The organism is Anaerobium acetethylicum (assembly GCF_900096945.1).
In the GTDB taxonomy this organism is placed as follows: domain Bacteria; phylum Bacillota; class Clostridia; order Lachnospirales; family Lachnospiraceae; genus Anaerobium; species Anaerobium acetethylicum.
This window is the reverse complement of record NZ_FMKA01000021.1, coordinates 16,163-29,076: the sequence shown is the minus strand read 5'-3', so window position 1 is coordinate 29,076 and position 12,914 is coordinate 16,163. Positions and strand designations below refer to the sequence as shown.

Here is a 12,914-nt window from a genome sequence, read left to right as displayed (position 1 = left end):
GCAGTTTAGAACAAAATATAGAACAAAAAAGAAGGCCTGGCGCCTTCTTTTTGTTTGTGCGGAAACAAAAAGAAACATTTTAGACAAAAAGAACAAAAAACATGCTATAATATTTGTCTGGATATCAAAAAACACCATAGGAGAGTCAGGAAGTAGTCAAAAATCAACGTGATATTAACTAAAATGTTGAATGGAAGGAACGCTGTTTTCGATTATTATATATATGTAATCAAAAATACTGTTTCGGGAGGAATAATATGAATCAGAAAATGTCATTATTTACGAAAATATCCTATGGGCTTGGAGATTTCGCCAGCCAGCTGATCTGGACATTTGTGGGTACTTATCTCACAGTATATTATACGGACGTAGTAGGCCTTACACCATTGGCGGTCAGTATCATCATGCTGATTGCGAGAGCGTACGATGCAGTCGATGATCCGTTGACTGGAGCAATTGCGGAAAGGACCAGAACAAGATTCGGACGATTCAGACCATATATTTTATATGGAACGCCGCTGCTTGCGATTGTAAACGTGCTGGCATTTACATCTCCGGCTTTCGGAGGAAACCAGACAGCCAAAGTCATCTGGGCAGGAGCTACTTATCTCCTCCTGGGGATGCTGTATTCTATCGTTAATCTTTCTTATGGCGCATTGAGTACGGTCATGACTAACAAGCCGGAAGAAATCATCCAGCTGAATTCCGCCAGAATGATCGGTACGAATTTAGGCGCGGTACTGTTAAGCGGAGCTGCAATGCCCCTGCTTCTGAAGTTCAGCAACGGGGATGCGCCGACAGCCCAGGGCTACACCATGGCAGTTGCAGTCTTCTCGCTTCTGGCTATACCATTGTTCTACCTGCTGTTCTTCTCAAGCAAAGAAGTCATACAGCCTGTAAAAGAAGAAAAGATTCCATTCAGGACTACGTTCAAGGTAGTATTGACAAACAAGCCGCTGATCTGCATCTTCATGATTATGCTGTTTTCCCTGATAGCGATTTTTGGACGTCTTGGTACCGTAATCTACTATTACATCTATGTACTGAAACGCTTTGACCTGATCGCACCGCTAATGATGCTTCCGTCAATCTGCACCGCAGTTTCCATCCTGGTAACATCCAGATTCGTGGAAAAAGTCGGAAAGAAGAAGATGTGCACGATTTCCTATATCGGATCTGCAGCAGTACTGACAGCATTATTTTTTACAGATATCAGCAACATTACCATGCTGATGATCCTTACAGCTCTGTTCGGAATCTTCAGTTTCTCAGCTCCGATTCCAATGTCCATGATTGCAGAAGCAATCGATTATGCAGAGGATAAAACAGGCGTACGTGCAGATGGTACATCTTATGCAACAGTAAGCTTATCAACAAAAATGGCAAGCGCTATCGGCGGTTCTATCGGAATCATGATGATCGGTGCTTTCGGATATGTGGCTAATGCTGAACAGACCCTTCAGGCGATGAATGGAATCAACCTTGTTGTTAATCTGATCCCTGCGGCATTCATGCTCTTATCTCTGGTTCCCCTGTATTTATATCCGCTGAATCAGGAGAAAAATGAAGCCATCCGTAACAGGCTTCGTTCAAAAGAAGTGACAGCAAGAGAAGAGATCGCAAGAGAAGAGGTCGCAAGAGGTGTGGCGGCAAGAGAAGTGACAGAATAATACAGCCAGGAAGTAATGAATAAAATAGAAATAAGAAACTCAAATATAAAAAGTACAAAAAGATAAAAAACAACAAAAGCAAGAATCCCCTTACAGAGAAAGACACTTTCAGACAGGTGTCTTTCTTTTTCTCACAGGACAGGTGTTCTGAACAGTTACAATGAGCAAAAAAAAATACTCTGCGTGAGGCGAACGATTCGATCGTTAAAAGGAGCCGGGGGCAGAAAGAAGGTTAACAGGGAGGAAAACGATGGATAAATTATATGTACAGATGTACTCATTCGACAGCTTCAATCCGGCTGAGAATGAGAAGAACTTCAGGAGTGCTGCTGAATTGGGATTTGACGGGGTGGAGCTGTTCGGACCAAATCTGGCTATGGAGCCGGAGAAACTGGCGGATATGCTGAAAGAAACAGGCCTGGAGGCGGTTTCCCTGCATGCGGATGCAGACAAGATAGAAGGGATGATTCCTTATGCAGAAACGCTGGGGCTGAAGTTCATGGGGATCGGTATGCATTACCTTCCTGACGAGGCAGCGGCAATTGAATTTGCGGTGAAGCTGAACAGCATCGGGGCGGAATGTTCCAGGCACGGAATCATGCTGACCTACCACAACCATACGCAGGAGTTCCTTGACTGCGGCGGGAAAATGATTCTGGAAATCCTGATGGAGCATACGGATCCTGACAAGGTTGGATTTGAACTGGATGCGGGATGGTGTGCCGCAGCCGGAGTGGATCCGATTGCATTTATAAACAGGCACGCAGGCAGGATCAAGCTGGTCCATATCAAGGAGAGCGGGGAAGTCCTCGGGGTTCAGCCACCGTTCAATCCGGCAGATATCAGAACCGGGGAAGATGGGAAAGTCCAGTTTTCAGAGGAACAGAAGCAGGCCATGGAGCGCAGCAAGAAAATCAACTGCCCGGCAGGGGATGGACTTGTGGACTGGAAGAAACTGAAGGCGGCAGCAGATGCCCAGGGATGTGCAGCTTATATCGTGGAACGGGAATATACCTATGAAGGAACAAGATATGACTGCCTGAAAGCGGATATCGAATATTACAGGTAACTGTTCAGAACCCCTGTTCCGCGAGATGTTTTTATGCTGGTTTTGCATGAAAACTCGAGTTCTGCATGCGCAAAATTGCTGGTTCTGCAATTTTTGTGCATTATATGTGACTATGAAGGACATAGTCCTGAATAGTTACTATTACAGACAGATGTAGAACACGAAAAACAGAGGATGCCTGAAGCCAGAATAAGGAAAGGTTTCGGGCAGCCTCTGTTTTGTGTGTGAAAGTTATTTTGTTACGGGCTGCAGAACATCCCAGTGTTCAGCCAGCTGACCGTCCTGAATCCGGTAGATATCTACAACGCGGCATTTCGTATTGCCTTCCGGATCTACGTTCTTCAGATAGACGGCGACCATGTCGTCTTCAGCAATCATCATTTTGATTTCCAGTCTGAACGTAGGGTCGGATTCAAATTTTTTTGCGAAGCCCTCCTTTAATGCTTCCCTGCCATGGGTGAGGCCGGGATTGTGCTGGATGTAGTCTTCGCGTACATAGAGGTTCGCAGCTTCGATCTTGTGCATGTTAAAAAATTCATTGTAGAAATTCTGTATCAGTTCTTTATTTGTCATAAAAGTATCTCCTTTTCTGCACCTGCAGAAGTTAAATATTACAGGCAAATTTGCTTCTGCTACTATTCTATTATAAATGCGGAGGCAGGGATATATATGTATCGTCTGAATATAATTGGATTTTTGGTTAAAGTGTAAATGGGGATAATGGATATTGAAAAAAGGACAATTATTTACATAGAAAAAATGGTTTTCTTTTGTTTTTTGTAAAGCATCCGTCCCGATAAAATTATGAAAAGATTAAGGATATGAGGTAAAAATGGATAGAGAAAGAGAGTTGATGGAGTTCTATTTCATTACAAGCACGGAAGTAGATACGCATTACCATCAAAATTTAGAAATTTTATATGTGATAAAGGGTAAAATGGAAATTCAGATTGATGATGCAGTATACCATCTTAAAGAAGGAGATTTTATTTTGGTAAATGCAAATAAAAGGCATGCAATTTCCACAAAAGGGTTATTTGGTGCAAGATTTGTAATCGATTTTCATGTGCTCGCAGAATATATGGATACATTACAGCTGATGTTTTGGTGCAACACGGTTGCAGATAAGAATGATGCCTATGAGAGCATGAGAAAAATCCTGGACAGAATGTTAAGATGGTATTTCGAAAAAGGTGAAAAAGGTGGACAGTTATATTTAAATGCGCTTAGCTTCGAGGCCGTTTTTATTCTGGTAAGTAACTTCATGGTCAAGGCAGATGATACGCGTTTACATAAGGAAAATACGCAAGACCGCATACGTGTTGCGCAAATTCAAAATTACATTCAGGCAAACTTTCAAAATCAAATGAGTTTAAATGATCTTGCTGAAAAATTATTTCTTACAAATGCATATCTTTCGAAGTATATAAAGAAACATATGGGGCTGACATTTGGTGAATATATAAATAATGTCCGGCTATTTCATGCGGTAGACGAATTGCTTTACTCGAACAAGAATATTACACATATAGCAATGGATAATGGTTTTCCGAATCCAGCGGCATTTACAAAAGCGTTTCGGGATATTCATGGTCTGACACCAAGTGAATATCGAAAAGAAATGAAAAAACCAAAAGATTCAGGTGATGAAAAGTATTACAGAGAGGAAAAAAACCAACAGAAGATACTGGAATATTTAGAGTATATAGAACTGGAAGAAAAACAAAAGGCGGAAAACTACTGGGAGTGTTCTGCGGATGTGGAAAAATATAAAAGCAGAGAGCAGTTATGGAATAAAATGGCAAATGTGGGAGAAGCATATTCGCTTCTTCAATCGGATGTTCAAAGCCAGATCTTAGAAATCAAGCGTGAGACAGGCATGGTATATGCCAGGATTTGGAATCTGTTATCAGAACAAAACAGTTTTGATGAAAAAGAAGGTTATAATTTCCGAAAATTAGATTTGGTCTTAGATTTCATTGTGGATAATCATATGAAGCCATATATTGAGTTGGGGCATAAACCTGGTATATTTATGTATACGCCGGAGCGGACTCTTGTGGAAAAAGAACAGCAGGAACGTATTTATACATACGATGTGTTTACCACCATTGTGGAGAAGCTGTGCTTGCATCTGGTTAACAGGTATGGACTTGATGAAGTGGAAAGCTGGATTTTCGAATTTTGGAATAATCCTCAACTTCATATGGTGGAAGCGGATGGAGAGTATTATAAGTACTTTGAGATGATTTATCGCACGTTAAAGGAAATTTCGCCAAAAATAAAAGTTGGCGGCGCAGGATTTGTTTTGGGATATGAAACACCATTATATAAGAAAATTTTTGATATATGGTCAAAGAGAAACATACATCCGGATTTTTTGTCTTTCGGCTCCTTTCAATACGTTTCTTTTTTGGAATCGGGAAGAATGTATGGTCAGAAATCCATAGACGGGCATTATATCCAGAATCAAGTTGAGCTGCTGCATAAAGTTATGGATGAAACAGGATTCCAAATTTCGGAACTTCATATTAATGAATGGAATTTTACCGTGTCGAATCGAAATGTTTTAAATGACAGTTGTGGGCAAGGTGCATATATTATAAGGAATAGCATTAACATGGAAGGCAAAGTTGATTTTATGGCATATTGGCATGGGTTGGATGTATATTCAGAGTATTATGATACGGATTCTATTTTAAATGGAGATTCCGGCATTATTTCCAGAGATGGCATAAGAAAACCTTCTTTTTATGCATTTCAATTTCTCAATAAACTGCAGCCAAGCTTAATAATAAAAGATGAACACTGCATTGTGACTACGAATGGAAGAGACCGTTATACTCTGATATGCCATAATTATAAAAAGCTTTCTTCAAAATATGTCTTTACAGAAGAAGATAAAATCAAAATCGAGGAACAAGACTTGTTTGTGGAGGACACAGAGTCACTGGATTTAAAGTTCAGATTGAAAAACGTGAAGGATGGAAACTATTTGGTTAAAACCAGTTATATAAACAATGAAAATGGGGACATTCAGGAGCTATGGAAAAAGCTTGAATTTGAAAAAAAATTATCATCCGAAGAAATTGAATATTTGAAAAAGAAAGCGATACCAAGTGTAGAAATGAAAACGATTAAGGTGGCAAAAGAAGTTCTGGAAATAGAAAGTATTTTAAAAGCACAAGAAATAAGGCTAATAGAGATTCAATACCGTTATGGACAAGATTGATTTATCAAAGGAACAGAGCAAAAATCATGTGAGGATTTTTGCTCTGTTCCTTTTTTGCAACATTTTGACAGGCATAATTTAAGGGTATTTAAGCAATAATACACAAAGCGTAAAAGAATGAGTTGGTGTAAATTATAGGTATCGACAAAGAGAATAAGTGGAGGAAAGACATGAAAGTTTTAGGAATATCGTTTGGAAGGATTAATCAACGGAGTGATGTGATGGTAAAAGAAGCTCTGTTTGCAGCAAAGGCAGCTGGTGCCGACGTTCAGTTCATCAATGCAATTCGTATGGACATAGGCCATTGCAGGGCGTGTGATTACTGCAGCCGCCTGCGGGATAACGGAGAAGTTGAGATTCATTGCTGTTTTAAAGATGATTACCACATTTTAGAAGAGGCCTGCCTGGAAGCAGATGGCATTATTATAGCAGCACCGGTATATGCGGTAGGTATTGTAGGACAATTCAAGAATTTTATTGACCGCTTTGGACCGTCGCACGACAGAGCTGCACTTCTTGAAGAAAACAAGAAAAGAAAAGAAGAAGGAAAGCCTGAATTAGACGCCAGATATTTCAAGGATCGTTATACAGGGTATATCTCTGTTGGTGGAGCTGAAACTCACAATTGGGTGTCTCTGGGGCTTCCGATGTTAGATTTATTCAGTTTTTCGTTTTGCATGAAGTGTGTGGGGCATGTAGATGCTTATGACCAGGGAAGAACGGGACATCCGCTTTTTGATGCGGCATTGATGGAAAAATGTGCCGGGTTAGGAAAAACAGTTGCAGAATCGCTAGGAAAGCCATACGAGGAAGTAAATGAATGGTCAGGCGATGATGGGATTTGTCCTGTATGCCATAATTCATTACTCTCCATGAATGGAACTACAAAAGTAGAATGTCCGATTTGCGGAATCTGGGGCGATATGTCAATTGATGATGGAAAAGTAAAAATAAATTGGACAGAGGAAGAAATTGCCCGCGCACGCAATACCAATATCGGTATTTATGAACATTATAATGAGATTCAGAATATGATTGAGGTATGCGTTCCTAAGCTGGTAGCAAACAAGGAAACCTTACCGCAGATGATGGCGAAATATATTAAGTTCGAGGAAACAATAGCAACTATGCAGTAAATTCAAAGGAGACTATACGATAATGGAAAGAGAATTAGAAATAAGTGAAGTGGCTGATGTCAAAACGAATGCACTGAAATTAAATTCCGATGGAAAAGCGTGCTTGACTGGGAAAAACTATTTTGTATATGGAATGGGTAATTTTGCTTCTCAGCTGTCCTGGACAATGGTAAGTACCTATCTGTCAATATTTTATACGGATGTTTTTGGCCTGGGTGTTGGTGCGGTAGCGCTTTTAATGCTGATCGCTAAAATCTGGGATGGTATTAATGATCCTATGATGGGAACAATCATGGAACGTACACATACCAGGTGGGGCCGTTTCAGACCATATATTTTTCTGGGTGCTCCCCTTTTGGTGCTCTTTACAATCTTGACATTTACAGTTCCGGGATTCGGAAGTACCGGTAAATTGATCTATGCGTACATCACTTACATCGGATTGGGAATGGCATATACAATGACAAATGTGCCGTATGTTGCATTGCCGGTAGTTATGACACGCGATCCCAAAGAAGTAAACAGATTGAATGCCGCCCAGATGATGGGCATGACAATTGGGCAGATTGTACTGAATCTAAGTGTATTGCCATTGGTAACCTTTATCGGAAAAGGAGATCAGGCGCAGGGATATCAGAAAACAGCTGCATTGCTTGCGGTAATAGCATTGCCGATCTTCTGGGCTGTTGTTGCAATGTCAAAAGAAAAGATCACAGTAAGAAAAGAGAATCAGGGAAATGTAATCGATGGATTAAAAACGGTATTTAAAAACAAAAATCTATTGCTGGCGATGCTTTATACATTCTGCAATATGTTTGGTATATTAGGACGTATCTCCGTTGCAGTTTTCTTTTATATACACTGCGTGAAAAATTTTGCTCTTATTATGGTTTTTATGATGATGCAGATGATAGTAGGTACCTTTGTTCTTCCTTTTGCACCTAAGCTGATCGAAAAAATAGGGAAGCGAAATACTGCAGTTATTTCTATGATTCTTCAAGGTGGAGCATTAATCATGTTGTTTTTCGGACCATCCACAAATATACCGTTCAATTTTGTATGTATGATTATATATGGATTAGGCTATATTGCGGGACCGTCAGGAAGCGGCATGATGATTGATGCAATCAATGATTTTGATGATAAATATGGCATTAGAAATGATGGTATGGCTTTTTCTTTTAATGGCACAAGCATAAAAATAGCTACTGCGATTGCAAACGCTGCCTTTTTGCTTGTAATGGGAGCATTTGGATATGTAGGTGGCGGAGAAATTACTCCACATGTGCAGAGTGGTATTAACCTGGCGGCAAACTTATTACCTGGTATCGTATTTTTCGTTGGAATCATTCCTTTGATGTTTTATGAATTAGATAAACCGGGATATATGGATAGCGTAAGAGAACGTTTATCAGCCAGAGACAGAGCAGGAAAAGAATAGGTAGTAAAAAAATATTATAATGCAAAAAACCGAGTCAATAAAGCAGCCGGTCTGCTTTAGGGGCTCGGTTTTTTATTAGAAGCCTTTTTTCTTTTGGAGAGTCCTTTCTTCTGAAATAATGTATGCACATGGCAGGCTGCTTTCATTCCGCAGGAACATGAGACTTTCTTAACAAGGTAAATAATTGATTGGAATCAGAGTGAGGACAGATTTTCACGTTGGGAAATTGTTCTTTTGTTAAGGACGGGAAAAAAGAAGATATAATCATGCCAAAAACTGCTGTAATAAGCAGTAAGAATTAGACTGTGGCAGGAAGCTATAAATTATATAATTTGACTATCGATAAAGTTGAATCCGGAAGAACCGCCTTCCGGAATTGAATGAGGATGCGGATAGTAGAAAGGATGAGAATATGGATTTTCAGGCTTATAATAAAATCTTTGTATGTAAAGAGAATATTCAAAATGTAAAAGTAGAGGGGACTGTAATCGGATATGAATTCAAGATTAAATATCCTTCCTATAGAGGAACATTTTTAAGCTGCATTGAAGAATTGAGATTCAAAATGGACGGGGAAGAGATTGCGAAGGACGACATCTATTTCTGTCTGAATAACAAACAGTTCTTATTGGACGAGCTTCCTGAGTGTTTTAAAGAGTACTGGTTCGTACGTGAAAAAGCAACTGTAAGGGTCATGAAAGCTGGCGGGATTGAAAGCGGCGAACATGAACTGAATGCGTTTATGAAGCACAGGATTCCTTATACCGGCTATTTCGGACAGTACCTGGTACTGGACAGCGACGTTACGGACAGACTGACAGCAGAATAAGAAGAGAGGAAGCGTGAGAAATAATGAGTGATATTAAGTTTGGAATAACATTATACAGCTTTTCAACGGAATACATCCATGAAAAATTAGATCTGGAAGGCGTTCTGAAAAAAGTAAAAGACATGGGATATAAAGGGATAGAAATCATTCCGGCCCAGATGGCACCGGAGTACCCGTACCTTTCCGACGAATGGATTGAAGAACTGAAGGGACTGCTGGTTAAATACGAACTGGAGCCTGTATGCTGGAGCGCCTACATTGACATGGGAATCCGTTCGGACAGGGATCTTACTGAACAGGAGATTATCCAGTACACGGTGAACGATATGATTTATGCAAAGAAGGCAGGTTTCCCGATGGTGCGTACCCAGCATGCCATTTCTCCGGAAATTTTCCGCAAGATGATTCCTTTCTGCAAGCAGCTGGATATGAAGCTTACCATTGAGATGCATCATCCGCACCACCCGGAAGTTCCAGTGTGGAAAGAATTTTTTGAAATCATGAAGGGCGAAGGAAAAGGATACCTCGGCTATGTCATCGACTTCAGTATCTACCAGACAATGCCTCACAAACTGTATCTGGACCAGGCTCTGGAATACGGATGCAGGCCTGAAAAGCTGGATGAGATCATCGAGATGCACAAAAAGGGCGGAGATATGGAAGCTATTGAAAATGGCGATTACAACAGCATTGAAAAGCATACGGCAGAAGAGATGTTCGGAAAATTCTCTGCCCCTGCAAGAATCGACCAGATCAAGGATACCATTGACTGCTGTTTCTATATTCATGGAAAATTCTACTATTTAGACAATTCCGAGCATGATCCATGCATCCCATTCGAAGAGCTGATTCCGACAATCCGCAACGCAGGATTCAAGGGATACATCGCGAGTGAGTATGAGGGACATCATTTCGATGAGACAATCGATTCGGAAGAGCAGCTTACTCATTTCATTGAACTGAACACAAAAATATTAGACGCTATTCAGGATTAAGTCCTTCGCAGTTACAGAGGATGCACCTGACACGTGAATATGCACAGGGTTTTACAAGAAGAATAGAACAGGAGAAAAAACATGTCTGAATTGGAAAAGAAAATCAAACAGGTCGAAATGTGCGGAGAGATGGTCGATGTTGTATTTACCGAGATGATCCGCCCTACTACAAAGGAAGAACTGGAAAAGATGGATCCTGATACAAGGATGAATTACAAATACCTTCCTCCTCTTAATACGAATACTTATATTGCAGAAGAAGGAATCGAATGCATGCAGGATATTCCTGTTGCAATGCGTGACGGAATTATCATTTATGCAGATATATACAGGCCAGTAGGAACTGGTCCTGTGCCGCTGATCGTTTCCTGGAGCTTTTATGGAAAACGTCCTTTTGACGGACAGAGCGAATGGCAGATCATGGGGGTTCCGCCACAGACGGTATCCAACATGTCAAAATTCGAAAGCGCCGATCCTGGATACTGGTGCCGCAGAGGCTATGCGGTAGCTAACGTGGATCCTCGTGGAATCGGACATTCAGAAGGAGACTTCATTCTGTTCGGTACCCAGGATGGAAAAGACGGATACGACTTCATCGAATGGGCAGCCAGACAGACCTGGTGTAACGGAAGAGTCGCTCTTTCAGGCAATTCCTGCGTGGCAATGACCCAGTGGAGAATCGCTTCCCAGTGTCCTCCTCACCTTGCATGTATCGCTCCATGGGAAGGAACAAGCGATATGTACCGCGAATCCCTCTATGAAGGCGGAATCCCTGCACATGCATTCGTATCCATGGTACTGCGCGATGCAGTGGGCCATAACTATGTGGACAACATGGTGCTGAATGCCCAGAAATATCCGTTCATCGATTCTCCTTACTGGAAGGACAAGGATCCTGACTGGAGTGCAATCAAGATACCTGTTTATGTGACTGCATGCTGGAACCATTTCCATCTGCGCGGCTCTATCAACGGCTTCCGAAAAATCAAGACGTCAAAGAAATGGCTGCGTACGCACCGCAACTTCGAATGGCCGGATGCATACTGCAACAAATATCTGACTGACCTGGAAAAATTCTTTGACCGTTATCTGAAATGGGAAAGAAATGGCTGGGAACTGACTCCGAAGGTACGCATCGAGGTACAGGATGCTTTTGATTACGACTACCAGACAGACAGGCCGGAAGAGAACTTCCCGTTAAAGAGAACAAAATATGAAAAATTATACCTGGATGCTTCCGACATGTCCATGAAAGCGGAGCCGGTTGCTTCTGAAAGCAAAACGAGCTACGAAGGAGCTTCCGAAGAAGTATGCTTCGACTATCGCTTTGAAGAAGAGACTGAATTGACAGGATTTTTAAAGCTCCGCCTCTGGGTTGAAGCAGAGGGACATGATGATATGGACCTTTTCATCAATGTACAGAAATTGAGTACAACTGGCGAATGGCTTCCGGTTACGCTTTTCGGAGAAAATCATCCGGGAGTATGGGGCAAGATGAGGGTTTCAAGACGTAAGCTTGATGAAAAATTATCTACCAGCTACCAGCCGGTACAGGCACATACCTGCAGCGAAAAATTAAGCCCTGGCGAAATCGTTCCTGTAGACATCGAAATCTGGCCGACAAGCCGTATCTGGCATAAGGGACAGCAGATCCGTGTGCAGATTGCAGGACGCTATATCCGTGAAGGATGGTTCGAACCGCTTCAGTGGGAAGCAGACAATAAAGGACAGCATATTATCCACACCGGCGGCAAATATGATTCCTATCTGCAGATTCCTGTCATCCCTCCAAAATACCAGGATGGGGATTTCATCTACCGCTAGGTTTTAGCAAGGCGGACGCGATGCAAAACATGTTCATTCGCAGCGCGCTCTCGCTTAGATGAAGACGTAGTGGTACGTAAGGCCGCAGAGTACGCGGCCCAAGTACCAACGTCTTCATAAAGCTGCTCATTGAGCCATGTTTTGCATCGCTGTGCGTTGAGGGGCGAAAGGCGGACGCCCAGGTTTCATCAAGGAGGACGCGATGAAAAACATGTTCACTCGCAGCGCATCCTCGCTTAGATGAAGACGTAGTAACTGTTCAGGTGTCCGGTGCTGCGAGGTGTTTTTGTGCTGACTTTGCATAAAAACCCGAGTTGTGCATGCGCCAAATTGCCGATTTTGCAATTTGTGTGCATCATTGTGACTTTGAAGGACGTAGTCCTGAAGAGTTACACGTAGTGGTACGTAAGGCCGCAGAGTACGCGGCCTAAGTACCAACGTCTTCATAAAGCTGCTCATTGAGCCATGTTTTGCATCGCTGTGCGTTGGATGGCGAAAGACGGACGATCAGGGTTCATCAAGGAGGACGCGATGGAAAACATGTTTGCTCGCAGCGTGCTTTCGCTTGGATGAAGATGTAGTAACTGTTCAGGTGTCCGGTGCTGCGAGGTGTTTTTGTGCTGACTTTGCATAAAAACCCGAGTTGTGCATGCGCCAAATTGCCGATTTTGCAATTTGTGTGCATCATTGTGACTTTGAAGGACGTAGTCCAGAAGAG

The 12,914-nt window shown here is 41.8% G+C and carries 9 protein-coding genes; 8 read left to right on the top strand and 1 reads right to left on the bottom strand.

Annotated elements, in window-relative coordinates:
• Positions 1-257 precede the first annotated feature (257 nt).
• The gene (locus BJR36_RS14060) at positions 258-1,670 is read left to right on the top strand and encodes an MFS transporter (RefSeq protein ID WP_091235484.1); all 1,413 of its coding nucleotides are present in this window, start codon (positions 258-260) and stop codon (positions 1,668-1,670) included.
• 250 nt (positions 1,671-1,920) lie between these two features.
• Positions 1,921-2,739, top strand: coding sequence for a sugar phosphate isomerase/epimerase family protein (locus BJR36_RS14055; protein WP_091235482.1), 819 nt, complete (start codon positions 1,921-1,923; stop codon positions 2,737-2,739).
• Between the two features lie 231 nt (positions 2,740-2,970).
• Here BJR36_RS14055 and BJR36_RS14050 read toward each other — a convergent pair whose 3' ends face one another.
• Positions 2,971-3,312 carry a nuclear transport factor 2 family protein gene (locus BJR36_RS14050; protein ID WP_091235480.1) on the bottom strand — a complete coding sequence of 114 codons (342 nt, stop codon included), beginning with the start codon at positions 3,310-3,312 and terminating at the stop codon, positions 2,971-2,973.
• 259 nt (positions 3,313-3,571) lie between these two features.
• On the opposite strand from BJR36_RS14050, the gene BJR36_RS14045 reads away from it, so the two are divergent.
• The 6 genes from BJR36_RS14045 to BJR36_RS14020 all read left to right on the top strand — a co-directional run bounded on the left by BJR36_RS14045 (position 3,572) and on the right by BJR36_RS14020 (position 12,196).
• Positions 3,572-5,971 carry a GH39 family glycosyl hydrolase gene (locus BJR36_RS14045; protein ID WP_091235478.1) on the top strand — a complete coding sequence of 800 codons (2,400 nt, stop codon included), beginning with the start codon at positions 3,572-3,574 and terminating at the stop codon, positions 5,969-5,971.
• 170 nt (positions 5,972-6,141) lie between these two features.
• Entirely contained in the window at positions 6,142-7,107 is a 966-nt protein-coding gene (locus BJR36_RS14040; protein WP_091235476.1) for a flavodoxin family protein, read from the top strand.
• Positions 7,108-7,129: 22 nt separating this feature from the next.
• Positions 7,130-8,548 (top strand): MFS transporter, encoded by a 1,419-nt coding sequence (locus BJR36_RS14035; RefSeq protein ID WP_091235474.1) that lies wholly within the window; start codon positions 7,130-7,132, stop codon positions 8,546-8,548.
• 412 nt (positions 8,549-8,960) lie between these two features.
• On the top strand, positions 8,961-9,377 hold the full coding sequence (locus tag BJR36_RS14030) for a C-glycoside deglycosidase beta subunit domain-containing protein (RefSeq protein WP_091235472.1): 417 nt from the start codon (positions 8,961-8,963) through the stop codon (positions 9,375-9,377).
• Positions 9,378-9,400: 23 nt separating this feature from the next.
• Positions 9,401-10,372 carry a sugar phosphate isomerase/epimerase family protein gene (locus BJR36_RS14025; protein ID WP_091235470.1) on the top strand — a complete coding sequence of 324 codons (972 nt, stop codon included), beginning with the start codon at positions 9,401-9,403 and terminating at the stop codon, positions 10,370-10,372.
• An 81-nt stretch (positions 10,373-10,453) separates the two neighbouring features.
• Positions 10,454-12,196, top strand: coding sequence for a CocE/NonD family hydrolase (locus BJR36_RS14020; RefSeq protein WP_091235467.1), 1,743 nt, complete (start codon positions 10,454-10,456; stop codon positions 12,194-12,196).
• Positions 12,197-12,914: the final 718 nt, after the last annotated feature.